This window comes from Hydrogenophaga sp., from assembly GCF_026125785.1.
In the GTDB taxonomy this organism is placed as follows: domain Bacteria; phylum Pseudomonadota; class Gammaproteobacteria; order Burkholderiales; family Burkholderiaceae_C; genus Hydrogenophaga.
In genome coordinates this window covers 72138-97414 of the sequence record NZ_JAHCKL010000002.1, presented here as the reverse complement: position 1 = coordinate 97414, position 25277 = coordinate 72138, and the positions used below count along the sequence as shown (strand labels likewise).

At 66.7% G+C, this 25277-nt stretch carries 21 protein-coding genes; 8 read left to right on the top strand and 13 right to left on the bottom strand.

All coding sequences use genetic code 11. From position 1 onward, the window contains the following. The first annotated feature begins 29 nt into the window (after window positions 1–29). Entirely contained in the window at window positions 30–908 is an 879-nt protein-coding gene (locus KIT53_RS02665; RefSeq protein WP_297747228.1) for an AEC family transporter, read from the top strand. A gap of 38 nt (window positions 909–946) precedes the next feature. Continuing rightward, window positions 947–1816 (top strand): TIGR00730 family Rossman fold protein, encoded by an 870-nt coding sequence (locus tag KIT53_RS02660; RefSeq protein ID WP_297747225.1) that lies wholly within the window; start codon window positions 947–949, stop codon window positions 1814–1816. Between the two features lie 96 nt (window positions 1817–1912). On the opposite strand, the gene KIT53_RS02655 is transcribed toward KIT53_RS02660, so the two are convergent. The 3 genes from KIT53_RS02655 to KIT53_RS02645 are packed head-to-tail and all read right to left on the bottom strand — an operon-like array spanning window position 1913 to window position 7712. After that, window positions 1913–3355 carry an efflux transporter outer membrane subunit gene (locus KIT53_RS02655; RefSeq protein ID WP_297747222.1) on the bottom strand — a complete coding sequence of 481 codons (1443 nt, stop codon included), beginning with the start codon at window positions 3353–3355 and terminating at the stop codon, window positions 1913–1915. Next, window positions 3348–6512 (bottom strand): efflux RND transporter permease subunit, encoded by a 3165-nt coding sequence (locus KIT53_RS02650; RefSeq protein WP_297747219.1) that lies wholly within the window; start codon window positions 6510–6512, stop codon window positions 3348–3350. The genes KIT53_RS02655 and KIT53_RS02650 overlap by 8 nt, the downstream gene beginning before the upstream one ends. Before the next feature lie 12 nt (window positions 6513–6524). Further along, window positions 6525–7712: an efflux RND transporter periplasmic adaptor subunit gene (locus tag KIT53_RS02645; protein ID WP_297747969.1), complete on the bottom strand. Its 1188-nt coding sequence runs from the start codon at window positions 7710–7712 to the stop codon at window positions 6525–6527. A 244-nt stretch (window positions 7713–7956) separates the two neighbouring features. Between KIT53_RS02645 and KIT53_RS02640 the strand changes: the two genes are divergently transcribed. Beyond that, window positions 7957–8622: a TetR family transcriptional regulator gene (locus tag KIT53_RS02640; protein ID WP_297747216.1), complete on the top strand. Its 666-nt coding sequence runs from the start codon at window positions 7957–7959 to the stop codon at window positions 8620–8622. A gap of 12 nt (window positions 8623–8634) precedes the next feature. Here the strand turns inward: KIT53_RS02640 and KIT53_RS02635 are convergent, their stop codons facing one another. The 8 genes from KIT53_RS02635 to KIT53_RS02600 form a co-directional block, all read right to left on the bottom strand. Continuing rightward, a complete protein-coding gene (locus KIT53_RS02635; RefSeq protein ID WP_297747210.1) occupies window positions 8635–9801 on the bottom strand; it encodes an MFS transporter in 1167 nt (388 codons plus the stop codon). A 13-nt stretch (window positions 9802–9814) separates the two neighbouring features. Next, entirely contained in the window at window positions 9815–11194 is a 1380-nt protein-coding gene (gene rmuC, locus KIT53_RS02630) for a DNA recombination protein RmuC (RefSeq protein ID WP_297747207.1), read from the bottom strand. Window positions 11195–11201: 7 nt separating this feature from the next. Continuing rightward, a complete protein-coding gene (locus tag KIT53_RS02625) occupies window positions 11202–12194 on the bottom strand; it encodes a D-glycerate dehydrogenase (RefSeq protein ID WP_297747204.1) in 993 nt (330 codons plus the stop codon). 21 nt (window positions 12195–12215) lie between these two features. Further along, window positions 12216–13628 (bottom strand): sodium:proton antiporter, encoded by a 1413-nt coding sequence (locus tag KIT53_RS02620; RefSeq protein WP_297747201.1) that lies wholly within the window; start codon window positions 13626–13628, stop codon window positions 12216–12218. 61 nt (window positions 13629–13689) lie between these two features. Continuing rightward, complete coding sequence (locus KIT53_RS02615; protein WP_297747198.1) at window positions 13690–14037, bottom strand: FKBP-type peptidyl-prolyl cis-trans isomerase; 348 nt, start codon at window positions 14035–14037, stop codon at window positions 13690–13692. 49 nt (window positions 14038–14086) lie between these two features. Next, window positions 14087–14815: a nitroreductase gene (locus KIT53_RS02610; protein ID WP_297747194.1), complete on the bottom strand. Its 729-nt coding sequence runs from the start codon at window positions 14813–14815 to the stop codon at window positions 14087–14089. Further along, entirely contained in the window at window positions 14812–15261 is a 450-nt protein-coding gene (locus KIT53_RS02605) for a thioesterase family protein (RefSeq protein WP_297747191.1), read from the bottom strand. Before KIT53_RS02605 ends, KIT53_RS02610 begins: the two co-directional genes overlap by 4 nt. Further along, complete coding sequence (locus KIT53_RS02600; RefSeq protein ID WP_297747188.1) at window positions 15258–16190, bottom strand: histone deacetylase; 933 nt, start codon at window positions 16188–16190, stop codon at window positions 15258–15260. Before KIT53_RS02600 ends, KIT53_RS02605 begins: the two co-directional genes overlap by 4 nt. A gap of 267 nt (window positions 16191–16457) precedes the next feature. Between KIT53_RS02600 and phaP the strand changes: the two genes are divergently transcribed. Next, window positions 16458–17000, top strand: coding sequence for a TIGR01841 family phasin (gene phaP, locus KIT53_RS02595; protein WP_297747185.1), 543 nt, complete (start codon window positions 16458–16460; stop codon window positions 16998–17000). 329 nt (window positions 17001–17329) lie between these two features. Here phaP and KIT53_RS02590 read toward each other — a convergent pair whose 3' ends face one another. Further along, the gene (locus KIT53_RS02590; RefSeq protein WP_297747183.1) at window positions 17330–18271 is read right to left on the bottom strand and encodes a patatin-like phospholipase family protein; all 942 of its coding nucleotides are present in this window, start codon (window positions 18269–18271) and stop codon (window positions 17330–17332) included. Between the two features lie 106 nt (window positions 18272–18377). Between KIT53_RS02590 and KIT53_RS02585 the strand changes: the two genes are divergently transcribed. Continuing rightward, window positions 18378–19433, top strand: coding sequence for an extracellular solute-binding protein (locus KIT53_RS02585; protein ID WP_297747180.1), 1056 nt, complete (start codon window positions 18378–18380; stop codon window positions 19431–19433). Between the two features lie 122 nt (window positions 19434–19555). Here the strand turns inward: KIT53_RS02585 and ppk2 are convergent, their stop codons facing one another. After that, entirely contained in the window at window positions 19556–20476 is a 921-nt protein-coding gene (gene ppk2 / locus KIT53_RS02580; protein WP_297747177.1) for a polyphosphate kinase 2, read from the bottom strand. Between the two features lie 141 nt (window positions 20477–20617). Between ppk2 and KIT53_RS02575 the strand changes: the two genes are divergently transcribed. From KIT53_RS02575 to dnaG, 3 genes are all read left to right on the top strand, one after another. Further along, window positions 20618–21376: a 3-hydroxyacyl-CoA dehydrogenase gene (locus KIT53_RS02575; RefSeq protein ID WP_297747174.1), complete on the top strand. Its 759-nt coding sequence runs from the start codon at window positions 20618–20620 to the stop codon at window positions 21374–21376. A 74-nt stretch (window positions 21377–21450) separates the two neighbouring features. Further along, on the top strand, window positions 21451–23250 hold the full coding sequence (locus KIT53_RS02570) for a gamma-glutamyltransferase family protein (RefSeq protein WP_297747171.1): 1800 nt from the start codon (window positions 21451–21453) through the stop codon (window positions 23248–23250). Between the two features lie 43 nt (window positions 23251–23293). Beyond that, complete coding sequence (gene dnaG / locus KIT53_RS02565; RefSeq protein ID WP_297747167.1) at window positions 23294–25186, top strand: DNA primase; 1893 nt, start codon at window positions 23294–23296, stop codon at window positions 25184–25186. The last annotated feature ends 91 nt before the right edge of the window (window positions 25187–25277 follow it).

Below are 25277 nucleotides of genomic sequence, written 5' to 3'. Positions count from 1 at the left end.
TTTTTCCGTTTGACCCCACCGCCCTTCCCATGGATCTGCTCAGCCGCATCGCAGACGTCATCATCCCGGTCTTCCTGATCGTGGCCGTAGGCTATGCCTACGCGCGCCGCGAGCAGCCAGACCTCACGGCCTTCAACCGCATCGCGCTGGACGTGCTGGCGCCCATGCTGGTCTATTCGGCGCTCGCGGCAAAGGACTTCGAGATCCAGGCCCACCTCACCTTGCTCGTTGGCGGGGCCGTGGTAATCCTTGCGGGTGGCCTGCTGGCCTGGCCGCTGGCGCTCGCGTGCCGTGTGCAGCCGCGCACCCTGGTACCGGTGGTCATGTTCAACAACTGCGGCAACATGGGCCTGCCGCTGGCGCTGCTGGCCTTCGGTCCCGCGGAACTCGGTGCGGCGGTAGCCCTGTTTGCCGTCAGCATGCTGCTGCACTTTTCCGTCGGAGCCCGCATCACCAGCCAGCGCGCCCGTACGCGCGACCTGATGACCAGCCCGCTGATGATCGCCACCGTGCTCGGCTTTGCCAGCGCATTCACCGAGGTGCGACCGCCCGAAGCACTGCTCTCCGGCATGAAGCTGCTGGGCGACGCCATTCTGCCGCTGATGCTGTTCGCGCTCGGTGCCCGGTTGACGTCCCTCACGCGCGCCGGGCTGGGCCTGGGCCTGCTCGGCGCGCTGGCACGCCCCCTCATCGGACTGGCCATCGGCCTGCCTCTGGCCTGGGCTCTTGGGCTGGAGGGCGTAGCGCGTGGCCAGTTGCTGCTGTTCGCGGCGTTGCCGCCCGCCGTGATGCAGTTCATGCTCGCGGACCGCTACCACCAGGAGCCCGAGAAGGTCGGTGCCATGATCATGCTGGGCAATGCGCTCGCCGTGGTCTTCGTACCCCTGGCCCTGGCCCTGAGTTTCTGACCCCGAACCGGTCAAACCGCCCCAGAAGGAACCCCGATATGGAAGCCACCCAAGACCTCAACGAACGCCGGCTGGCCGATGCCTGGGCCGAACTGCAGGCGCATTCCAACGACGGCCATGCCCTTCAGGCCGACGCCTACCGCCTGGCCTTCGCCGACCCCGAGTTCCTGCTCAGACGCGAGACGCGCGGCATCCGCTTCCAGCTCGAGATGCTCAAGCCGGACCTGGCGCAGCGCGATCTCGGCATCGAGAACACCGTGGTGGTTTTCGGCAGCGCCCGATTTCGCGACACCGCCGAAGCGAGCGAACTGCTGGCCCAGGCGGAGCGCCATGGTGAACCGCATGCCATCGCCCGCGCCCGCACGCTGCTGCGCAACGCCCACCACTACGAAAACGCGCGAGAGTTCGCGCGCATCGTGGCCCGCTACAGCCAGCGCTGTCCTCACGCCGACCAGTTGTTCATCTGCACCGGCGGTGGCCCGGGCATCATGGAAGCCGCCAACCGGGGGGCCCACGACGAGGGGGCGCTCAATGTGGGCCTGAACATCGCCCTGCCCCACGAGCAGTCCGCCAACCCCTACGTGTCACAGGAGCTGAGCTTCAAGTTCCACTACTTCGCGCTGCGCAAGATGCACTTCATGATGCGCGCCAAGGCCCTCGTCGCCTTCCCGGGGGGCTTTGGCACGCTGGACGAACTCTTCGAAGTCATCACGCTGGTGCAGTGCAAGAAGGCCAAGCCGGTGCCCATCGTGCTGTTCGGCAGCGACTACTGGAAGCGCCTCTTCAACCTGGAGGTGCTGGTCGAGGAAGGCACCATCTCGCCCGAAGACCTGAACCTCTTCAAGTACGTGGACGAACCGCAGGCGGCCTGGGCGCACATCGTCCAGTTCTACGACCTGAAGACCTGACCATTCGCCGCGCTTTGCGCGCCCCTGGAGGGCGCGCGCGTCACACCGGCGTGTCCCGCCTGCTCGGGCAACACGACGACGGCTGCATAAGCCGCGTCAGTTCTGCGTCCAACCGCCGCCCAGGGCTTTGTAGAGCGCAACCTGGTTCTGTTGCTGTGCCAGCCGTGTCTGCGCCAGCGCCTGCTGGGTGGCAAACAGCGAGCGTTGCGCGTCCAGCACATCCAGGTAACTGGCGACGCCATTGCGGTAGCGCAGTTCGGCGAGGCGGAAACGATCGGCTTCGGCATCGGCCTGGCGCTGCTGGGCGGCCAGTTGGTCGCCCAGCGTGGCGCTGCCGGCGAGGGCGTCGGCCACTTCGCGAAACGCGGTCTGGATCGTCTTCTCGTACTGCGCCACCGCGATGTCGCGGCCGACCTCGGCCGCGTCCAGGTTGGCGCGGTTGCGCCCCGCATCGAAGATCGGCAGCAAGGCTTGCGGCGCGAGCGTGAAGCCCCACGACCCATCCTTGAAGAGACCAGAGAGTTCCGAACTCGCGGTACCGACGCTGGCGGTCAACGAGATGCGCGGGAAGAAAGCCGCGCGCGCCGCACCGATGTTGGCGTTGGCCGCGATCAGTTGCTGCTCGGCCTGCCGGATGTCGGCACGGCGCGTGAGCAGGTCCGAGGGCAGGCCGGCCGGCACGTCGCGCAGCATGTTGGCGGGCGTTCCCATGGTGGGCACCACACTGGTGTCCTGTGGCACGGCGACCGGCGCCGGCAGCAGGTTCGCCGGCGGCGCCTGCCCCACCAGCAGGGTCAGGGCATTGATGTCGAGCGCACGCTGGCGCCGCTGCTGGGCCAGGGCCACCTGGGCCGCGGCGGCGAGCGATTCGGCCTGGCGCAGGTCCAGCGCGGACGCCGCGCCGTTGTCAAAGCGCAGCTTGCTCAGGCGCAGCGAATCGTCTCGCGTGGCCTGGGTGCGCTGCGTCAAAGCCAGCAGTTCCTCATTGGCCTGCAGGCTGAGCCAGGTGCTGGCAACCGCCGCCACCAGACTGGTCTGGGCGGCGCGCCGGGCCTCCTCGCTGGCGAGGAACTGGGCCAGGGCAGCCTCCTTGAGGCTGGCGATGCGGCCGAAGAAATCGATCTCCCAACTGCTGAGCGCCAGGCCCACGCTGTAGGTGCTGGCAATCCCGCCGGTGCCGTTGGGCTGGCGGTTGCCCGTGGCGGCGGCATTGACGGTAGGGAACTGGTCGGCCTGGCGCACCTGGTACTGCGCGCGCACCTGCTCGATGTTGAGCGTGGCCACGCGCAGGTCGCGGTTGTTGGACAGCGCCAGCGCAATGAGTTCGCGCAGGCGCGCATCGCCCACGAAGTCGGTCCAGGCGATGTCGGCCGCCAGCGGCGTTTGCGGCGCAGCCGAGGATGCCGCCACCGGCCACTGCGCCGCGACCGGCGCCGCCGGCCTTTCGTAGGTGGGGATCAGCGAGCAACCGGCCATCACCGCCAGGGCGATGAGGCCGAGCGGAGCGCGCAGGGTGAACACGAAAGAGCGCTTAGGCATCATTGGAAGAGGCTCCATGACCATGGTGGCGGGCTTGCTCGGCGTCGTGCAGGCGCTGCCGCTCGCTGCCCTTGAAGATGCTGCGGACCACCACAAAGAAAATGGGCACGAACACCACCGCCAGCACGGTGCCGGTGATCATGCCGCCGATCACCCCGGTGCCGATGGCGCGCTGGCTGGCCGATCCGGCGCCGGAGGCGATGGCCAGTGGCAGCACGCCCAGTGTGAAGGCCATGGACGTCATGACGATGGGGCGGAAGCGGATGTGGGCAGCGCCCAGCGCCGCCTCGATCACGCTCTTGCCCTGGGCCTGCAGATCCTTGGCGAACTCGATGATCAGGATGGCGTTCTTGGCTGTCAGGCCGATGATGGTGATCAGCCCCACCTGGAAGTAGACGTCGTTCGAGTAGTTGCGAAGCAGTGTCGCCAGGAGCACGCCGAGCACGCCCAGCGGCACCACCAGGATGACCGAGAGCGGGATGGTCCAGCTTTCATAGAGGGCGGCCAGGCACAGGAACACCGCGAGGATGGCGAAGCCATAGAGCACCAGCGCCTGGGCACCGGCCAGCTTTTCTTCACGCGTCTGACCGGTCCACTCGTAGCCGAAGCCCTGGGGCAATTGCGCCGCCAGCCGCTCCATCTCGGCGATGGCCGCGCCCGTGCTGTAGCCCGGCGCCGCGCTGCCGCTGATGCGCATGGAGGGGTAGCCGTTGTAGCGCACGGTCTGCATGGGCCCGGTGACCCAGTGGGTGCTGGCAAAGGCCGACAGCGGCACCGCCTGGCCCTTGTTGTTCACCACGTTCAGGCGCAGCAGATCGTCGGGCTGCATGCGCGCGGGCGCATCGGCCTGCACCACCACGCGCTGCAGGCGGCCGGCGTTGGGAAAGTCGTTCACGTAGCTGGAGCCCAGTGCCGTACCGATGGCGGCATTGATCACGTCGAAGCCCACACCCAGCGCGTTGGCCTTGTCGCGGTCGATGTCGATCTGCAACTGCGGCGCGTCCTCCAGGCCATCCGGGCGGACCTGCGTGATGACCTTGCTTTGCGAAGCCAGACCCAGCAACTGGTTGCGCGCGGCCAGCAAGGCCTCTCGCCCCTGGCCAGCGCGGTCCTGCAGACGGAAATTGAAGCCCGACGAAGCACCCAGTTCGGGAATGGGTGGAGGACTCAGCGGGTAGATGAAGGCATCGCGGATGCCCGAGAGCGCACCGAAGGCCCGTCCCGCCAGCGCCTCGGCCGAGCTGCCCGGCGCATGCCGTTCGGCCCAGTCCTTGAGCGTCACGAACGCCAGCGCGGCGTTCTGCCCCTGGCCGGAGAAGCTGAAGCCCAGCACGCCGACCATGCTCTGCACCTCGGGCTGCTGCAGGATGAAGCCCTCGACCTTCTTCATCACCTCCAGCGTGCGCTCCTGCGTCGCGCCCGGCGGGAGTTGCACGTTCACCAGCATCGTGCCCTGGTCTTCATTGGGCAGGAAGGAGGTGGGCAGGCGCATGTAGACGACGGCCGCGGCGGCGACGATGGCGAGGTAGACGATCAGCGTGCGACCGGCACGCGGCAGCAACGCGGCGACGCCGCCCTCGTACCGCCTGGCCGTGCGCGTGAACGCGCGGTTGAACCAGCCGAAGAAGCCCTTCTTTTCGTGGTGGTGGCCCGCTTCGACCGGCTTGAGCAGCGTCGCGCACAGCGCTGGCGTGAGCGAGAGCGCCATGAAGGCGGAGAACGCGATCGACACCCCCATCACCGCCGAGAACTGGCGGTAGATGTTGCCCACGGAACCGCTGAAAAAGGCCAGCGGCACGAACACCGAAATCAGCACCACCGTCACGCCGATGATGGCGCCGGAGATCTGGCCCATGGCTTTGCGTGTGGCCTGCAGCGGTGGCAGGCCTTCCTCGCTCATGATGCGCTCGACGTTCTCCACCACCACGATGGCGTCGTCCACCACGATCCCGATCACCAGCACCATGCCGAACATGGTGAGCACGTTGATGGAGAAGCCCATGGCCAGCAGCGTGGCGAAGGTACCCAGCAAGGCCACCGGCACCACGATGGTGGGAATGATGGTGTAGCGGAAGTTCTGCAGGAACAGGAACATCACCAGGAACACCAGCAGCATCGCCTCGCCCAGGGTCTGCGCGACCTGCTGGATGGAGATCTTCACGAAGCGCGAGCTGTCGTAGGGAATCGACCAGCTCATGCCGTGCGGAAAGAAGCGCTCCAGCTCCGTCATCTTCGCGCGCACCGCATTGGCGGTGGCCAGCGCGTTGCCGCTGGGCGAGAGCTGCACGCCGATGCCGGTGGAGGGCTTGCCATTGAGGCGGGCCGAGGTGGCGTAGGCCTGCGCGCCCAGTTCGATGCGCGCCACATCCTTGAGGCGCACTGTCGCGCCGTCGGTGCTGGCGCGCAGCACGATGTTGCCGAACTGCTCGACATTGGCGAGCTGCCCGTTGACCACGACGGTGGCCGAGATGCTCTGGCCGCCCACGTTGGGCAGCGCACCGATCTCACCCGCCGACACCTGTGCGTTCTGCGCCCGGATCGCATTGGTGACGTCGGCCGCGCTCAGGTTGAAACCGAGCAGCTTGGCCGGGTCGATCCAGATCCGCATGGCGCGCTCGGTACCGAAGAGCTGGGCCTGTCCCACACCGGGCAGGCGCTGCAGTTCGGGCACCACGCTGCGCGAAGCGTAGTCACCCAGCGCCACCGGGTCCCAGGCCGGGTCGTCGCTGGAGAGGATGGCAAACAGCAGGAAGTTGCTGCGCGACTTGTCCACGCGCACGCCCTGCTGCGTCACCGCCGCGGGCAAGCGCGGCGTGGCGCGGGACAGCCGGTTCTGCACATCCACCTGCGCCAGATCGGCATTGGTGCCGGTCTCGAAACTCAGCGTGATGCTGCCGGTGCCGTTGGCCTGAGCCACCGATTCCATGTAGATCAGGCCGGGCGAGCCGTTCATCTCCTGCTCGATCACCGACAACACGCTGTCTTCCAGCGTGGCGGCCGACGCCCCCGGGTAGGTGGCGTTGATGATGATGGCCGGCGGTGCCACCGGCGGGTACTGCGCGATCGGCAACTGGGTGATGGACACGCCGCCCATCACCATGATGAAGAGCGCGATCACCCAGGCAAAGATGGGCCTGTCGATAAAGAACTTCGCCATGTCCGGCGCTCCTTAGCTCGACGCACCGGGCGCTGCGGGCGCCGCCGTCGCGCCGGTACCCGGCTGCTGCCAGGGCACCGCCTTCACGGGCGTGCCCGGCGGCATCATCTGCAGCTTCTGGAAGCCATCGACCATCACCTGCTCCCCGGCCTTGAGGCCATCGACGATCACCCACCGGCCATCCTGCTGGCCACCCACCCTGACCTTGCGCTGCGCCACCTTGCCATCGGCGCCAACCACCGACACCGTGTCGCCCTGGGCCGAGCGCGTCACCGCCTGCTGCGGCAAGGCAATGGCATTGCCGGCCTTGGCCTGCTCCAGGCGCACCCGCACATAAAGTCCGGGCAACAGCGTGCCCTTGGGGTTGGGAATCTCCGCGCGCAACGTGATCTGGCCCGTGGTGCTGTCCACCGTCAGGTCCGAGAACAGCAGGCGCCCGGGGCGTTCGTACACACTGCCGTCCTCCAGCACCACCTGCACGCTGGCCGCCTCGCCGCCAGCACCCTTGAGCTGGCCGGCCTCCATGGCCTTGCGAAGCTGGTAGACCTCCGCCGCGGACTGCGTGAAGTTCACGTACATGGGGTTGATCTGCTGGATCACCGCCAGCGGCGTGGCCTCACCCTGTCCGACCAGCGCCCCCTCGGTCACCAGCGCGCGGCCAATGCGACCGGAGATGGGAGCGGTCACGCGCGCATAGCCCAGATTGATGCTGGCCGTCTGCACGGCGGCACGGCCCGCGGCCACATCGGCCTCGGCCTGCTTCTGCGCGGCAACGGCGCTCGCGTACTCCTGCTGGCTGATGGCGTTTTCCTTCACCAGCGGGGCATAGCGCTCCGCCAACGCGGTGGCCTGGGTCAGATTGGCCTGCGAACGGGCCAGGCTGGCCTGAGCACTTTGCAGTGCGGCGGTATACGGCGCGGCGTCGATGCGGAACAGCGACTGGCCCGCCTTGACCTCGCTGCCCTCACGGAACAGGCGCTCCTGCAGGATGCCCGCGGCGCGCGCCCGTACCTGGGCCACGCGGGAAGCCTCCAGGCGGCCAGGCAGTTCGTTCGTGAGCCCGACATCGCCCGGCGCAACGGTGATCACACCCACCTCCGGCGCTGGCATGCCACCACCCGGCGCAGCCGCGGCGGCGGATGGATCGGAGCGGCCACAAGCCGCCAGCAAGGCAGCGAGCGCGAGAACCGAGCAACCCATGAACACGCGGGAACGGTGGCGCGAAGTCGGCGTGCGGCGCACGGTAGGCTCGGGCTTGATGTGGCTCAAGACGGGCATGGGAATCCTTGGGTGAAATGGTTTGTGCGGAGACGGCAAAGCCATGCGGTGGCGCCTGCCGCAAAGCCGCGCAGTATACATACACTCAAGAATGTATGTATAGTCCCGGCATTGGGCCCTGGCTTGTCAGGGTCTTGCCTGCATCCGACGACAGGAGACACCCATTATGGTTCGACGCACCAAGACCGAGGCGCTGGCCACCCGCAACAGCCTGCTCGATGCTGCCGAACATCTGTTTCAGGCGCGTGGCGTCTCGCGCACCTCGCTCAACGACATCGCCACCGAAGCCGGCACCACGCGTGGCGCCATCTACTGGCACTTCAAGGACAAGGCCGACCTCTTCAACGCCATGATGGAGCGCGTCACCATGCCGCTGGAGTGCTCGCTGGCCGACACCGCGCTGGCCACGGACGACCCGCTGCGGGCCTTGCGCGAGTCCATGATGGGGGCATTGCGCCAGACCGCGACCGATGAGCAGACCCGACGGGTGTTCGAGGTGGCCACCCACAAGGTGGAGTACGTGCCTGAAATGCAGGCCGTGCGGGACCGCCATTTGCGCGTGCGCAACGAGTGCATGGCCATGACCCAGGCCGCATTGGGCGAAGCGGTGCGGCGCGAGAAGCTGCCACTGGCCATCCCCCTGCCTGCCGCGGCCCTGGGGTTGCATGTGATCGTGGACGGGCTGATTCAGAACTGGTTGCTGGACCCGGACGCATTCGACCTGGTGCAGTGCGGACGCGAAACCGTGGATACCTACCTTGCAGGACTGGGATTCCGGCATCCAGCCGCGTCCACGGCGACCGAAGCGGCTCCCTCCGACGCCACCGCCTGAAACCTGACCGGCTCAGGGCTGCACGCGGTGAGGCTCCTGCCCCGGGGTACGCAGACGCCAGGCCAGCGGTGAACCCAAGCCCACCAGAGCCCCAACCACCCAGAACACCGCACCCGCACCCACCACCACGCCGGCCGAACCGAACAGCAGCGGCATGACCACACTGGAGCCATTGATCGCCATGGCCCTCATGCCCAGCGCTTCCCCGTGGCGGTGGTGCGGCGTGATCTGGTGCAGGGCACTCATGATCATGGGCTGCACGCACCCCAGCGCCATGCCCAGCAGCACCGACAGCACGCCCATGGTCCAGGCCGTAAGAGCCAGCGGGTAAATGGAGAACAGCGCAGCGGTGCTCACCATTGCGGTGCCGATCACCTGCGACTCGCGCAACCGCGCAGCCAGCCAGGGCATGAGCAATCGGATGGCGGTGGCCGCCAGCGCGAAGCCGCCCAGGATGGTACCGATGGCGGTCGCGCTGAGGCCGCGCTCATGGCCGAGCACAGGGACCATGAAGGTATGCACATCCCAGCAGGACGAGAGCATCCAGTTGATGGCCATGAGCTGCCTGAAGCTCTTGTCCCGCAACAGGTTCCACGAGGAACCACTGGCCTGGCGCAGTTCCGGCGCCACGGGTTCGTGCTCCACGGTGCGCCGCACCCAGAACCAGGCCAGCGACGGCAGCAGGGCCAGCAGCACGAAGGCGCTGCGAAAGCCGAAGGCGTCGATCATGATGCCGGTGACGAAGGGCCCGAGAAAGTTGGAGATCGACGGGCCCAGCGCCATCCAGCTGAACACCTGGCGCAAGGCCATGGGGTCGCGCGCCATGCGCCCGACATGGCGTTGCAGGGCGATCATGGCCAGGCCGGTGGCCGCACCACAGGTCAGGGCCGTGACGCACAGGACGGGAAACACCGGGAACGCCACCGACAGCGCCGCGCCCAGTGTGGCGACCCCGACGGAGATGGCCACTGGTTTGCGCAGGCCACGGCGGTCTGCATAGCGGCCGGCAGGCAGTCCCAGAAACACCGGTGCAAGCGCGAAGAGCGCCAGCAGGAGGCCGACCGCCACAGGGCCATAGCCTTCGCGCAGCGCCAGCAGGGGAGCCGCGAGGCGAAAGCCGGTCATGCAGGCGTGCAGGCTGATCTGGGCCCCGATCAGTTTCACCAGTTGGGTCTGCATGCCGGGCATGCCCTCAGGTTTCGCCGCGGTCGGCCGGGTCCAGCGGCAACAGCGTGCTGGCCTGGTCCTGCGGCAGCGCCTCCACCGTCTTGAGCGCGCGGCCCATGGCGCGGCTGCGGGTCTCGGCGGCATCGAGCGTGTTGAGCACGGTCTGCGTCTGGCTCTTGACGCGGGCGAGCACATCGCCGAACTTGGCGAACTCGGTCTTGACCGCGCCCAGAACCTGCCAGACCTCGCTGGAGCGCTTCTCCAGCGCCAGCGTGCGAAAACCCATCTGCAACGAGTTGAGCATGGCCATCAGGGTGGTCGGGCCGGCCAGCGTGACGCGGTGCTCGCGCTGCAGGAACTCCACCAGCCCGGGCCGCCGCAGCACCTCGGCGTACAGACCCTCGGTGGGCAGGAAGAGGATGGCAAAGTCGGTGGTGTGCGGCGGTTCGAGGTACTTCTCCGCCATGGACTTGGCCTCCAGCCGGATGCGCTGTTCCAGCGCCCGGCCCGCAGCGTCCGCGGCCTCCGCGTCGGCACGCTGTTGTGCGTCGAGCAGGCGTTCGTAGTCCTCGTTGGGAAACTTGGCATCGATGGGCAGCCAGCACGGGGCGCCATCCTCGCCTCGGCCCGGCAGCTTCACCGCGAAGTCGACCGCGTTTCGGCTACCCGGACGCGTGCTGACCTGGGCCGCGTACTGGTCGGGCGCGAACACCTGCTCCAGCAGAGCCGCCAGCTGCGCTTCGCCGAACATGCCACGCGTCTTGACGTTGGTGAGCAGGTGCTTGAGGTCGCCGACACCCTGCGCGAGCGTCTGCATCTCCCCCAGCCCCTTGTGAACCTGTTCCAGCCGATCGGCCACCTGCTTGAAACTCTCGCCCAGGCGCGCCTGCAGCGTGCTCTGGAGCTTCTCGTCCACGGTGGCGCGCATCTCGTCGAGCTTGGCGGCATTGCCCTGCTGCAGTTGCTGGAGTTGCGCGTCCAGCGTGGTGCGGATTTCCGCGAGGCGGCGTGCATTGCTCTCGGCCATGTCCTGCAACTGGCGCGTCAAGGTGTCACCCAGGGTGCCGCGCAGCAGAACCAGCTGCTGCGCAAAACCGTCGAGCTGGGCATTCTGGGTGCGCGTGGTCTCCGCCGACTGGCCAGTGATCGTCTCCTGGAAAGTCGCCAGGGTCTGCTGCATCTCCCTGCGGCCGTCCCGGGAGGACTCGCCGATCTCACGCCGCAGCTCACTCTCCACCCGCTCCATGCGCTGGCCTTGCTGTTGCAACTGCGCGAGCAGCAGTTGCCGGTGCGCGAGCGCGTCCGCATCCACCGGCGCGCGCCGCAGCAGCAGCCACAGCAGCAAGCCCAGGATGAGCAGGAGCAGCGAGAGCAGCACCCATGGGAGCAGGGTCGGACCGTCCATGTCGCGCTCAGCCCTTCTGGAGCACCTGGGGGTTGAGCGGCGTGAGCGCGCGACCCTCGGTCAGGTAGGCGATCACGTTGTCCGCCGCCAGCATGGCCATGGCCTTGCGGGTGGCCATCGTGGCACTGGCGATGTGGGGCGTGAGCACCACATTGGTCAAGTCCAGCAGGTCTGGATGCACCCGGGGTTCGCCTTCGAACACATCCAGGCCTGCGGCAGCGATGCGCCTCTCTCGCAAGGCCTGCGCCAGTGCGGCGTCGTCGACGATGCCGCCGCGTGCAATGTTGACCAGCGTGGCGGTGGGCTTCATGCATGCCAACTCCGCCGCGCCGATGGCGTGGTGCGATTCCGCGCTGTAGGGCAGCACCAGGATCAGGTGGTCGGCAGTGCGCAGCAGTTCGTCCTTCTCCACGTAGCGGGCCTTGCAGTCGGCCTCGGTGGCCGCATCCAGCCGCGAGCGGTTGTGGTAGATCACCTGCATGCCGAACCCGTGAGCGCCACGCCGCGCAATGGCTTGACCTATGCGGCCCATGCCGAGAATGCCCAACGTGCTGCCGTGCACCTCGGCACCGGCAAACATGTCCAGGCTCCAGCGGTTCCATTGCCCGGCGCGCAGGAAATGCTCGCTCTCGGTCAGGCGGCGCGCGGTCGCCAGAATCAGCGCGAAGCCGAAGTCCGCCGTGGTTTCGGTCAGCACGTCGGGGGTGTTGGTGGCCAGCACGCCTGCGGCGGTGATGGCCGGCATGTCGAAGTTGTTGTAGCCCACCGCGATGTTGGCAACCATGCGCAACTGCGGGCAGGCGGCGAGCAGCGTCGCGTCCACCCGCTCCGACCCCGTGGTGAGCACAGCGTCCTTGCCCTGCAACTGTGCCATCAACTCCTGCGGGCTGTACACCGCATCGGTTTCGTTCATGGTCACGTCGGCATGCGCCTGCAGGTGCGCCACGACCTCCGGGAACACGGTGCGGGCGATCAGGACAGCGGGGCGCTGGCGGGTCATGGGTGTCTCCTTGTCCGTGGGTCAGATAAACCAGATCCAGGTCACGACCGCGAACAGCGGCAGCAGGATGCCGAATGACCAGAGCATGTAGCCAAAGAAGCTGGGCATGCGCACGCCCCGGTCTTCGGCGATGGCCTTGACCATCAGGTTGGGCGCATTGCCGATGTACGTGTTGGCGCCCATGAACACGGCGCCCGCCGAAATCGCCACCAGCGTGGGCGCCATCGCGGTCATGAGCACCTGCGGGTCGCCGCCTGCGGTGTTGAAGAACACCAGGTAGGTCGGCGCGTTGTCCAGAAAGGAACTGAGCGCACCGGTGATCCAGAAGTACATGGCCGGGTTGGGCGAGCCATCGGTGTTGGTCACCGCGCGCACCACCGTGCCGAACGGACCGTCCACACCGGCCTTGAGCATGGCGATCACCGGAATGATCGTGAGGAAAATGGCGGCAAACAGCTTGGCCACCTCCTGCATGGGCCCCCAGCCGAACTGGTTGTTGTCGTGCACGGACGGCGGCGTGACGCGCAGTGAAGCCAGCGTGACGGCCACCAGGCCGGCATCGCGCAGCAGGCTGGGCAAGGCCACTTCCGTGCCCCACAGATTGAACACGACGGACGACTTCCACAGCCCGCTCATCAGCACCAGCCCCACCACCACGGCCAGCAGCACGAAGTTGATGCCGCCGTCAAAGCCGACGCGCGCGCTGTCGGGTGTTGGGTCGGCCGCACGGACCTCGCCCTGGCTGCGGTAGAGCCAGCTGTCGATCAGGAAGAAGATCAGCAGCAGGGCTCCGACGATGAAGCCCGTCTTGAGGTAGAGGTTCTCCAGCGTCCAGAAGAAGTCCACGCCCTTGAGAAAGCCCAGGAACAGCGGCGGATCTCCCAGGGGCGTCAGCGCGCCACCCGCGTTGGACACGATGAAGATGAAGAACACCACCACGTGCACCTGGTGCTTGCGGTTGTCGTTGGCGCGGATCAGGGGACGGATGAGCAGCATCGAGGCGCCCGTGGTGCCCATGAAGCTGGCCAGCACGGCGCCGATGCCCAGCAGGCCGGTGTTGAGCAGGGGGCTGCCATGCAGGTTGCCGCGCACATAGATGCCGCCTGCAACGGTGAAGAGCGCGGTCAGAAGAATGATGAACGGGATGTACTCGGCCACCATGGCATGGACCACACTGGTCCAGGTCAGGCCGGGCCCCAGGAGCACGGCAAAAGGCAGCAGGAAGGCGAGCGCCCAGGCGGCGGACACCTTGCCGAAATGGTGGTGCCAGAAGATCGGTGCCACCAAGGGCAGCAGCGCGATCGACAGCAGCACCCCCGCAAAAGGCACCCCCCACCACACTGAGAGCTGGCTGCCATCGAGATCGGCTGCCTGCGCCAACCCGGGCAACAGTGCCATGACCAGCACCAGCCATGGCACGGTTCGGAATTTCATGCTTGTCTCCTGAGACCCCCGCAGACCGGGGACAACACGGTGTTCGGAATTCGGAACGGGTTCAGACAGCCAACAGTTCGACCTCGAACAGCAGCGTCGCATTCGGCGGAATCACGCCACCGGCGCCGCGCGCACCGTAACCGAGCGCCGCCGGGATCACCAGGCGCCTCGTGCCGCCCACGGCCATGCCCTGCACGCCCTCGTCCCAGCCACGGATCACATGGCCTGCGCCCAGGGCGAACTCGAACGGTTGGCCTCGGTCCTTGCTGGAATCGAACTTGGCGCCTTGCACACCGTCGTTGTAGAGCCAGCCGGTGTAATGCACCTGCACCGGGCGACCGGCCCGGGCCTGTTCGCCTTGGCCCATCACGGTGTCTTCGTATTGCAGGCCGCTGGGGGTGGTGATCATGGGAACTCCTGGTTATCTGAAAAGGAAATGCAAAAAAAAGAGGCTGCGATTATTCCAGCCACTGCGTGAACGAGGCGACGGGCTCGCGCGGCGTGTGAAAGCCGTTGACGGCCTCGTCGGGGTCGGCATAACCCAGCGACATGCCGCAGACGAGCATCTCGTTGTCGCCAGCGCCGATGTGCGGCAGGATGATGCTGGCGTACCCGTTCCAGGCCGCCTGCGGGCAGGTGTGCAGACCATGGGCACGAGCCGCCACCATGATGTTCTGCATGAACATGCCGTAGTCCATCAGGGAACCGCGTCCCATCACCCGGTCGATCGTGAACATCAGCCCGACCGGTGCATCGAAGAAGCGGAAGTTGCGCTGGTGCTGGGCATGCATGCGGTCCTTGTCGCCCTTGGTGATGCCAAGCAGGCCATAGAGGCCCCAGCCATTCTCGCGGCGGCGATCCACGTAGGGGCTGATCCACTTCTCCGGGTAGTAGTCGTACGCCTCCTTGTACTGCGCGGCCAGCGACGGGTCGGCCCGCAGTGCATCGTGCGCCGTGCAGACCTTGTCCACCAGCGCGTCGCGGCTGCGGCCTTGCAGCACGTAGACCTTCCAGGGCTGCGTGTTCGTGCCCGAGGGCGCGCGGCTGGCTACCGCCAGCAAGTGCTCCAGCGTTGCGCGTGGCACCGGCCGGGGCAGGAAGGCACGCACCGACATGCGGCTGGTGATGGCGGCCTCCACGCTGGCGGTATCGATCGCAGGCAACTCGGTCTGGGGGTTCAAGGTCATCGGAGCGTCTCCAGGACAGATTTGAGAGAGTCGGGCAGCGGCAAGGGACGGCGGCTGTCACGCCCGACATACACATGCACGAAATGGCCACACGCGGCGCAGAATTCCTCGCCCTCGGCGAACAGGCCGACTTCGTAGCGCACGCTGGAAGTCCCCAGGTGCGACACCCTCAGGCCGGCCTGAACAGTTTGCGGGAACGCCAGCGGCGCGAAGTAGTTGCACTGCGTCTCGATCACCAGGCCGATCACCGACCCTGCATGGATGTCCAGCACACCCTGCTCGATCAGGAACGCATTGACCGCCGTGTCGAACCAGCTGTAGTACACCACGTTGTTCACGTGCCCGTAGACGTCGTTGTCGCTCCAGCGGGTGCCGATAGGGCGAAACACCCGGTAGTGGCCACGCGGCTGGGCGCTCGGACGCGGGGAACGGGTGACGGTATTCATGCGCCGGCATTGTGCCAGCGCGCCCAACTGTCCAGCGCCGCGCGGTAGGTGTTCACCTGCACTTGTACGGTCGCCTCCAGGTCGTGGCCATAGCCGCCGCCCATGGCGAAAACCAGCGGCAACCGCCTGTGCAAGGCCCAGTCCATCACGCGCCGATCCCGCGCTGCAAGGCCCTCGAAGCTGAGCTTGAGGCGCCCCAGCCGATCCCCTTCATGCGGGTCTGCACCCGCCAGGTAGAGCACAAGATCCGGTTCAAAGCGCTGTTCCAGCGTCTGCAGGGCGGACTCCAGCGCCTCCAAATAGTCACCGTCCGTACAACCATCGGCCAATTCCACGTCCAGATCGCTGGGCTCCTTGCGGAAAGGAAAGTTCTTGGCTCCATGCAGGGACAGCGTGAAGACCGAATCGTCCTCCGCAAAAATGCGCGCCGTCCCGTTGCCCTGATGCACATCCAGGTCCACGATCGCCACCCGGAGACGCTCTCCCCGGGAGGCTTGTTCCGCCTGCATCAACCGGGCAGCCACCGCGAAATCATTGAATACGCAGAAACCACTGCCCTTGTCCGCGTAGGCGTGGTGCGTACCACCGGCCAGGTTGGCCGACAGGCCGGCTCGCGCATGCATCACGCTGCGGCACGCCTGCAGCGTGGCGCCTACCGAACGCCTCGCCCGCTCGGCCATGGCGGGGCTCCAGGGGAACCCGATCTCGCGCTGCGCGGCAGCGGACAGGGTGCCGCGCATCACTGCGTCGACATAGGCCGGGGAATGCACCAGCGTGAGTTCCTCATGGGAAGCGGGCAATGCCTCGCACAACCTCACCACAGGCAGCTCCGCGGCCAGCCGTTCACGCAACCGGGCGTACTTGGCCATGGGAAACCGATGGCCCTCGGGCAAAGGCAGGACGAAATGGTCGGCGTAGAAGGCTTGCACGGCAATGGGAGTCAGGGAGCCGACTGGGGAGGAAATGGATTGTCCTTGGGAGCCCTTTCCGCTGCCTGGCCCTCGGGTTTTAGGAGCGCCCATCTAGAATGTTGCATCGCAACAAAAAAGGCTTGCAAGCCCCTTCAGCTTCCCTATAATCGAGGCCATGTTGCAGTGCAGCAAAGAGAACGAGAACAACAGCGTCCAGACAGCGCGGTGTTCCCAGCAGCCCTCAACTACAACCCATCCGCATTCTCAAAATTCAGGAGTATGAATATGTTGACCGCTGAACAAATCGTTGCCGCCCAGAAAGCCAACATCGAAACCCTTTTCGGCCTGACCCAGAAGGCCTTTGAAGGCGTGGAAAAGCTGGTGGAACTCAACGTGCAGGCCACCAAGGCCGCACTGTCCGAGTCCGCCAACAGCGCCCAGGCCATCCTGAGCGTGAAGGACGCGCAAGAACTTCTGGCCCTGCAAGCTTCCCTGCTTCAGCCGCTGGCCGAGAAGACCGTGGCCTACAACCGCCATCTGTATGACATCGCCTCCGGCACCGGCGCCGAGTTCAGCAAGGCCGCCGAAGCGCAGGCCAGCGACACCCAGAAGAAATTCCTGGCTGTCGTGGACAACGCCGCCAAGAACGCGCCTGCCGGCTCCGAAACCGCCGTGGCCGTGATGAAGAGCGCTGTCTCTGCCGCCAACAACGCCATCGAATCGGTGCAGAAGGCCGTCAAGCAAGCCACCGAAATGGCCGAAGCCAACTTCAACACCGTGGCGACCTCCGCCGTCAACGCGACCAAGACCACTGCCAAGAAGCGCTGAACATCGCCGCGATCACACCGTTGATCGGGTTGTGCGGCACAGCGCCGCACAGCGTCTCTAGCATCAAAACCGGTTTTTCTGGTTGTCTCCTCGGGTCCTTTTCGAAATTCGGTTTCATCGGACCCCTTAAGCCCTCTCTGCAAAGCGAGGGCTTTTTTTATGCGACGACCCGTCCTGGCCTGAGTGGCGTGGCTGGTCCCCAGCGCGGTGCGAGATCCTGCCTAGCGCTGGGTGGCACGCAACCGCTACCGCCTGTTTGGCAGATCCGTCCATTGCATGCTCCCGCCCCAGCGGACAGCCCACCGCTTTCTCGACTGAGGGCAGCGTGCTCAGGACACTGGCACGCGCCGCGCGAGTTGCGCACGCAGTTGCGGCAGCGCCGCCTGCATGGCCGCCCTGCCAGCCTCTATGGAGCGCTTGCGCGCCGCGAAATCGGCGCTGCCCACCCCGCTGAGTGCGGGACGCACCACCACATCGGCCGTCGACAGCTCGTGCCGGTTGATGCTCTGCCCCATGATGGCAAAGGTCTGCAGCAGCACCTGCAAGCTGCCAGAGGCGGCATTGCCCTCGGGCACGCTGGAGATGTCGATGGCCAGCACCACTTCGGCCCCCATGTCGCGAGCTTGGCGCACAGGCACTGGAGCGACCAGACCGCCATCGACGTACTCGCGCCCAGAGATGCCCACCGGCGCGAACACGCCCGGCACGGCGCTCGAAGCCCGCACCGCCTGCGCCGTGTCGCCACGGCGGAACAACACGCCCTGCCCTGTGGCCAAGTCGGTCGCCAGCACCCCCAGGGGCAGGGACATGTTTTCCAGCAGCTTGCCGTGCACCGCCTGGCGAACGTAGCGCGCGAGCGCCTCTCCGCGCAGCAGACCTCGACCCAGGATGGGCAGACTCCAGTCGGTCAGCATGGCCTCGTCGATCCCCAGCGCGGCCGCCTCAAGCTGGGCGGCGGATTGCCCGCTGGCATAGAGCGCAGCCACCAGGCTGCCCGCCGATGTACCCACGACGAGGTCGGGCCGGATGCCATTCTGCTCCAGCACCTGGATGACGCCCACGTGGGCAAAGCCGCGCGCCGCACCACCGCCCAGCGCCAAGCCCAGGCGCGGTGCGCGCGTGTGCACTTCGGGAGAGACGGCCGGCGGTGTCACCGCCGGAGAAACCGGTACGTCAGGCGGTGGCGGCGTGTGCGGTGAGGTGGAGCAGGCCGTCAGCAGAACCACCAGGAAAGCAGCGGCCAGATGGGCCCATGTCTTATTAAGAACCATTCGCGTTTGTGTTAGCATCCCTGGAGAATTATCCCTGCCGTGCCCCCTCGGATTCTGGCGCGTACAACTCTCCACGCTTTTTTCATTTGCCCTCAAAAGGATTGTCATGAACCAGTTCTCCAAGCTCTCGCAAGTGGTGCTGGCCATCGCGGCCACGCTCGGGGCCCATGCCGCGGCCACTGCGCAGGACAAGGTGCTCAACCTCTACTCTGCCCGTCACTACCAGACCGATGAGGTGATGTACGAGACCTTCACCAAGACCACCGGCATCAAGATCAACCGCGTGGACGCGGACGATGCCGGGATTGTGGCGCGCCTGCGCGCCGAAGGCTCGGCATCGCCGGCAGACGTGGTGCTGATGGTGGATGCCGCTCGTCTGGCGGTGGCGGATGCACAAGGCCTGTTCCAGCCGATCAAATCGGCCAAGCTGGATGCGGCCATCCCGGCCAACCTGCGCGCCGACGCGACCGCCGATGGCGTGACCTGGACCGGTTTCTCCACCCGCGCCCGCGTCATCGTGTACGACCCCATGCGCGTGAAGCCGGAAGACGTGGCCACCTACGAACAACTGGCCGACCCCAAGCTCAAGGGCATGGTGTGCACCCGCTCTGGCTCGCACCCCTATAACCTGTCGCTCTTCGCCACCGTGGTGGAGCGTCTGGGCGATGCCAAGGGAGAAGCCTGGCTCAAGGGTGTTGTGGACAACATGGCGCGCGCGCCCAAGGGCGGCGACACCGACCAGATCAAGGGCGTGGCCTCGGGCGAATGCGGCGTGGCACTGACCAACACCTACTACTTCGCGCGCCTCATCAAGTCCAACAAGCCGGAAGATCGCGCCGTGGTTGAGAAAGTGCGGGTGGTATTCCCGAACCAGGCCACCAGCGGCACGCATGTGAACATCGCCGGGGCGGCCGTGGCGAAGTACGCCAAGAACCGCGACAACGCGGTGCAGTTCATGGAGTTCCTGTCCAGCCCCTACGCCCAGGACTACTTCGCCAACGGCAACAACGAGTTCCCCGCCGCCAAGGGACTCAAGGCCGACAACCCGGCCATCAAGGCCATGGGCGGCGACCACTTCAAGGCCGAAACCGTGCCGCTGGGCGTGGTGGCCAAGAACCTGACCAAGGTCCAGCAGATGCTGGACCGCGTCGGGTACAAGTGATCTCCCCCCCGCGCCGCGCCTGCGGCGCGTCACCCCCCCAGGGGGGCGGCATCTGCGGCCCGGCAAAGCCGGTTCCGCGATGCCCTGGGCTGGGAAGCGCCACCTCTCCGGCGCGCGGGGGATCAGAACACCTGTGGGACGTGGATTTCGCCGGGCACCTGGTGGCGGCGGTAGCCTTCGTGCCGCACGCGCTCAGGCAAGGTGATGGCCGGTCGTTCGACCTCGGTGTAGGGCATCTGCTGCAGCAGGTGGTGGATGCAGTTCAGGCGTGCCTTCTTCTTGTCATCGGCAGGCACCACCCACCAGGGCGCCTCTGCGATATGGGTACGCTCGAGCATGACTTCCTTGGCCTGGGTATAGAGCTCCCAGCGGCGACGGCTCTCCAGGTCCATGGGACTGAGTTTCCATTGCTTGAGAGGATCGTGGATGCGGCCGAGGAATCGCAGGTGCTGCTCCTCGTCCGAGATCGAGAACCAGTACTTCAGCAACTGGATGCCTGAGCGCACCAGCATGCGTTCGAACTCGGGCACGGAGCGGAAGAACTCCTCGTACTGCTCGTCGTTGCAGAAGCCCATCACGCGCTCGACGCCAGCGCGGTTGTACCAACTGCGGTCGAACAGCACCATCTCACCCGCAGCGGGCAGGTGCGCCGCATAGCGCTGAAAGTACCACTGGGTGCGCTCGCGGTCGTTGGGCGCGGGCAATGCCGCCACGCGGCACACGCGCGGGTTCAGCCGCTGGGTGATGCGCTTGATCACCCCGCCTTTGCCGGCAGCGTCGCGGCCCTCGAACACGATCACCACCTTGTGCCCGGTGGCCACCACCCAGTCCTGCAGTTTCACCAACTCAGCCTGCAGGCGGAACAGCTCACGGAAGTACAACTGCCGCTGCGCCCTGTGCTGCTCATGCGCCTGGGCATCCGGGGTCGCCGGGACCAACAGGTCCACATGGCGATCCTCCAGTTCCATTTCCAACTCTTCGTCGTACCCGTCCATCAGGTCATCGTGAATACGGCGCATCCATTCGTCCCGCGAATCGATCATGAATGAGGCCTCCATGCTCTGAACAAGCCCACGAGCCTAGGAAGACTGCGTGACAGTGACGTGACAACACCATGTCGCATAATTCGCGCTGAGTTGACGTTTACGTCAACGTAAATCCTTCATTCACCTGAGGAACACTCCATGGACATTCAAGGCAAGGTTTTCATCGTCACCGGCGGCGCGTCCGGCCTGGGCGAAGGCACGGCGCGCATGCTCGCGGCCAGCGGCGGCAAGGTCGTGATCGCCGACATGCAGGTGGACAAGGGCGAAGCCGTGGCCCGCGACATCGGCGGTGCCTTCGTCAAGTGCGATGTCAGCAGTGAGGCCGACGGCCAGGCCGTGGTCGCCAAGGCCGTCTCCATGGGCAAGCTGATGGGCCTGGTGAACTGCGCGGGCATCGCGCCGGCAGAGAAGACCGTGGGCAAGAACGGTGCGCACAACCTGGGCGTGTACACCAAAACCATCATGGTCAATCTGGTGGGCAGTTTCAACATGATCCGCCTGGCCGCCGAAGCCATGAGCAAGAACGACCCCGAACCGACCGGCGAACGGGGTGTGATGATCTCCACCGCCAGCGTGGCCGCCTACGACGGCCAGATCGGCCAGGCCGCCTATGCGGCCTCCAAGGGTGGCGTGGTCGGCATGACACTGCCCATCGCGCGAGATCTGGCCCGCAGCGGTATCCGCAACATGACCATCGCCCCCGGCATCTTCGGTACGCCCATGCTGTTTGGCATGCCGCAGGAGGTGCAGGACGCCCTCGCTGCCAGTGTCCCCTTCCCCAGCCGCCTCGGCACGCCCGCCGACTACGCGAAGCTGGCCAAACACATCATCGAGAACGACATGCTCAACGGCGAGGTGATCCGGCTGGACGGTGCCATCCGGCTGGCACCGAAGTAAGCCAACCGCGTCGTGACCGCGCCCCGGTCGCCCGGCTTCCCTGGATGAACGACACTTCACCGATGAAGCCGCACATGAAACGTCTTGCGTGGATCGCCCTGCTGGGTCTGCTGGGAGCCTGCGGCGCACCGCTCCCCGTCGTGCAGCAGCCTGAAGGGGCCTCGGGCTATACCGCAAAGCCGGGCTGGACCTTCGAGCGGCAAGCCGTCGCTGCGGCCCATCCGCTGGCCGCCGAGGCGGGGGTGGGCATTCTGCGCGCCGGCGGCAGTGCGGTGGATGCAGCGATCGCGGTGCAGATGGTGCTCACCCTGGTGGAGCCGCAGTCCAGCGGTATCGGTGGCGGGGCGTTTCTGCTGCATTTCGACGGCCAACGCGTACAGGCCTTTGACGGCCGCGAGACCGCGCCGGCAGGTGTTGACGAGAACCTCTTTCTCGATGCTCGCGGTCAACCACGGCCCTTCATGGAGGCCGTGGCCAGCGGGAGTTCTGTGGGGGTTCCAGGGGCGGTGATGATGCTGGCCATGGCGCACAGACAACACGGCAGGCTGCCATGGGCGCGGTTGTTCGAGCCCGCTATCGCCCTCGCCGAAAGCGGCTTTCCAGTGAGCCCGCGCCTGCACACGCTGTTGCGCGAGGAAAGTGCCCGGCTCCGCATGGACCCCGTCGCGGCGGCGTATTTCTACCAGGCCGATGGGCAGCCCCATCCGGTAGGCCACCTGCTGCGCAACCCGGAGTTGGCGCTGGTGCTTCGCAACCTGGCCGTCCAAGGCCCCATCGCCTTCTACGAAGGCCCGGTGGCGCGCGCCATGGTGGACAAGGTGCAGAACCACCCTACCCTGCCCGGTCGGCTCAGCCTGGAAGACCTGAAGCGGTACCAGCCGCGTGAGCGCGATGCCCTGTGCCACGATCAGGTGATCGCGCAGCGCGCCCTGCGGCTGTGCGGCTTCCCGCCGCCCAGTTCGGGCGCGCTGGCCATCGGGCAGATTCTCGGCCTGCTGGCCCGTACGCCCCAGGCTGCCGCCCCATTGGTGCAAGGCCTGCCGACCACCGATTGGCTGCACAGCTACGCCGAAGCCTCGCGCCTGGCCTTTGCCGACCGCGCGCAGTACGTGGCCGACCCGGACTTCGTGCCGCCGCCCGCCGGCCGCTGGCTCAGCCTGCTGGAGCCAAGCTACCTCGACGAGCGCGCGCGGCTCATGGGCCCTGCCCGCATGCGCGACGCGCCCGCCGGTGTGCCAGATGGCCAGCCCTTGGCGTGGGCGCCCATGCCGGCGCAGGAAGAGCATGGCACCAGCCATATCAGCATCGTCGATGCCCAGGGCCATGCGCTGGCCATGACGACCACCATCGAGTCGGCCTTTGGCGCGCGGCTGATGGTGAACACCGACCCTCGAAGGGGCGGCGGTTTCATGCTGAACAACCAGCTCACCGACTTCAGCTTTTCGCCGCGTGATGCCCAGGGCCGGCCGGTGGCCAACCGGGTCGAAGCCGGCAAGCGGCCCCGCTCATCCATGTCGCCCACGCTGGTGTTCGACCGGACCACCGGCACGCCCCTGCTGAGCACAGGCAGTCCGGGCGGCGCGCTGATCATCCACTACACCGCCAAGACATTGCTGGGCACGCTGCAGTGGGGACTGACGCCCCAGGAGGCCATCGATCTGCCCAACTTCGGCACGCTGGGCGGCCCGCTGCTGCTGGAGCAGGGCCGCTTCCCGCCGAGCACTGTGCAGGCCTTGCGGCAGCGGGGCCACACCGTCAGCGAACTGCCCATGCCCAGCGGGTTGCAGGCACTCATGCGCAGGGCCGAGGGCCGCGGCGCGGTCTGGTCCGGTGGCGCCGATCCGCGACGGGAAGGCGTTGTGCAGGGCAACTGATCCCGTCCCGTGGCCAGCGGAACGCATCGGTCAGAATACCCTGGTGGCGATCCCCCAGACCTTCATCCAGGAACTGCTCAACCGCGTGGACGTGGTCGACGTGGTGGGCCGCTACGTACAGCTCAGGAAGGGCGGCGCCAACCTGATGGGCCTGTGCCCCTTCCACGGCGAAAAATCCCCTTCATTCAGCGTGAGCCCAAGCAAGCAGTTCTACCACTGCTTTGGCTGTGGCGCGAACGGCAACGCCATCGGCTTCCTCATGGAGCATGCCGGCATGAGCTTCATCGAAGCGGTGAAGGATCTGGCGCAACAGGCCGGCATGCAGGTTCCCGAGGACGAGGCCTCGCCGCAGGACCGGGAACGCGCAGCGCGCCAGCGCGAGAAGCAGGTCACCCTGACGGACGTGCTTGAGAAAGCGGCCGCGGCGTACATCAAACACCTCAAAGGCTCGCCACGCGCGGTCGACTACCTCAAGGGCCGGGGTCTCTCTGGGCAAATCGCCAAGACCTTCGGGCTGGGCTATGCGCCGGAGGGATGGCGCTCGCTGGCCAGCGTGTTTCCCGACTACCAGGACCCGCTGCTGGTGGAGTCGGGCATGGTGATCGAGCACGAAGACGAGAAAGGCTCTGACGGACAGGCCCGCCGCTACGACCGTTTTCGCGACCGCATCATGTTTCCCATCCGCAATGTCAAGGGCGAGTGCATCGGCTTTGGCGGCCGGGTGCTGGACAAGGGCGAACCCAAGTACCTGAACTCACCCGAAACGCCCGTGTTCAGCAAGGGCCGGGAGCTCTACGGCCTGTTCGAAGCCCGCACCGCCATTCGCGTGGCCGGCTACGCGCTCGTGACCGAGGGTTACATGGACGTGGTAGCCCTGGCACAACTCGGCTTTGCCAACGCCGTGGCCACGCTGGGCACCGCGTGCACGCCCGACCACGTGCAAAAGCTCTTTCGATTCACCGATGCGGTGGTGTTCAGTTTCGATGGTGATGCCGCAGGCAGGCGCGCCGCACGCAAGGCTCTGGACGCCGCGTTGCCCCTGGCCACCGACACGCGCAGCGTGAAGTTCCTCTTCCTCCCGACCGAGCACGATCCGGACAGCTTCATCCGCGCCCATGGCGAGGCCGCGTTCGCGCAGTTCGTCAAGGAAGCTCTTCCCCTCTCCCGCTTCCTGGTCGAATCCGCCGGCGCCGACTGCGACCTCTCCACCGCCGAAGGCCGCGCGCGCATGGCCGCCCAGGCACGGCCGCTCTGGAGTGCTCTGCCCGACGGCGCACTCAAACGCCAGTTGCTTGGCGAGCTGGCGGACGCCGTTGACCTGGACACCCAGGACCTCGAGCAACTCTGGCAACAACCCACACGCGGCGGCACCCGTTCGCAGCCTGCGGAGACCAACCGGCATCGACCCCGGGAACGCGAGCGCGGCCCGGATGCGCCGCCCGTCCGCCGCACCGTGTCCCCCAGCGGGCGGCGCTCGGGTGGCAGCGGCCATCGACGGGGCGTGGCCAGCCGGGCCGATCGCGCCGTGGGCCTGCTGCTGGCCAATGCCCAGGCGTGGGATCAACTGTCCGCCGACGACCATGCGCTGCTGGCACACCTGGATGCACCGCACGGGCCGGTGTTCGCTTGGCTGGAAACACAACTGCACGAGCATGGACCCCAACCCTGGGCCGCTCTGCGCGAGGCCCTGCGCGGCCATGCGCACGAGGCCTTTGCCTGCGCCCAGGCAGAGCCGGTGGCACTGGCGGGAGACGCCGAAGACGAGGCGCTGGAACTCCAGGAAGTGATGACGCGGCTGCGCATCGAGCACCTCAAAACCCAGGAAAGCGAGGCCATTGCCCGCGCCGCGGAAGACCCCGGGCAACTGGCCCGCTACCGGGATCTGCAGGCGCTGCGCAAGGCCCTGGAGCACAAAATAGGCGGCCCTGCGGTATAATCCACGGCTTTGCACCGCAAGCGCGACAGCAGCACCTCCGGCACGGCCCGGCCCTCACGCACAGGGCTATATGGACACCTCTCCTGGCCAC

Coding starts and splice junctions, on each gene's coding strand:
- KIT53_RS02660 (WP_297747225.1), top strand. CDS start 947: ATGGAAGCCACCCAAGACCTCAACGAACGCCGGCTGGCCGATGCCTGG.
- KIT53_RS02585 (WP_297747180.1), top strand. CDS start 18,378: ATGAACCAGTTCTCCAAGCTCTCGCAAGTGGTGCTGGCCATCGCGGCC.
- KIT53_RS02665 (WP_297747228.1), top strand. CDS start 30: ATGGATCTGCTCAGCCGCATCGCAGACGTCATCATCCCGGTCTTCCTG.
- KIT53_RS02625 (WP_297747204.1), bottom strand. CDS start 12,194: ATGACCCGCCAGCGCCCCGCTGTCCTGATCGCCCGCACCGTGTTCCCG.
- KIT53_RS02650 (WP_297747219.1), bottom strand. CDS start 6,512: ATGGCGAAGTTCTTTATCGACAGGCCCATCTTTGCCTGGGTGATCGCG.
- phaP (WP_297747185.1), top strand. CDS start 16,458: ATGTTGACCGCTGAACAAATCGTTGCCGCCCAGAAAGCCAACATCGAA.
- KIT53_RS02610 (WP_297747194.1), bottom strand. CDS start 14,815: ATGACCTTGAACCCCCAGACCGAGTTGCCTGCGATCGATACCGCCAGC.
- KIT53_RS02640 (WP_297747216.1), top strand. CDS start 7,957: ATGGTTCGACGCACCAAGACCGAGGCGCTGGCCACCCGCAACAGCCTG.
- KIT53_RS02620 (WP_297747201.1), bottom strand. CDS start 13,628: ATGAAATTCCGAACCGTGCCATGGCTGGTGCTGGTCATGGCACTGTTG.
- KIT53_RS02575 (WP_297747174.1), top strand. CDS start 20,618: ATGGACATTCAAGGCAAGGTTTTCATCGTCACCGGCGGCGCGTCCGGC.
- KIT53_RS02590 (WP_297747183.1), bottom strand. CDS start 18,271: ATGGTTCTTAATAAGACATGGGCCCATCTGGCCGCTGCTTTCCTGGTG.
- ppk2 (WP_297747177.1), bottom strand. CDS start 20,476: ATGATCGATTCGCGGGACGAATGGATGCGCCGTATTCACGATGACCTG.
- KIT53_RS02635 (WP_297747210.1), bottom strand. CDS start 9,801: ATGCAGACCCAACTGGTGAAACTGATCGGGGCCCAGATCAGCCTGCAC.
- KIT53_RS02655 (WP_297747222.1), bottom strand. CDS start 3,355: ATGCCTAAGCGCTCTTTCGTGTTCACCCTGCGCGCTCCGCTCGGCCTC.
- rmuC (WP_297747207.1), bottom strand. CDS start 11,194: ATGGACGGTCCGACCCTGCTCCCATGGGTGCTGCTCTCGCTGCTCCTG.
- KIT53_RS02615 (WP_297747198.1), bottom strand. CDS start 14,037: ATGATCACCACCCCCAGCGGCCTGCAATACGAAGACACCGTGATGGGC.
- KIT53_RS02605 (WP_297747191.1), bottom strand. CDS start 15,261: ATGAATACCGTCACCCGTTCCCCGCGTCCGAGCGCCCAGCCGCGTGGC.
- KIT53_RS02570 (WP_297747171.1), top strand. CDS start 21,451: ATGAAACGTCTTGCGTGGATCGCCCTGCTGGGTCTGCTGGGAGCCTGC.
- KIT53_RS02645 (WP_297747969.1), bottom strand. CDS start 7,712: ATGGGTTGCTCGGTTCTCGCGCTCGCTGCCTTGCTGGCGGCTTGTGGC.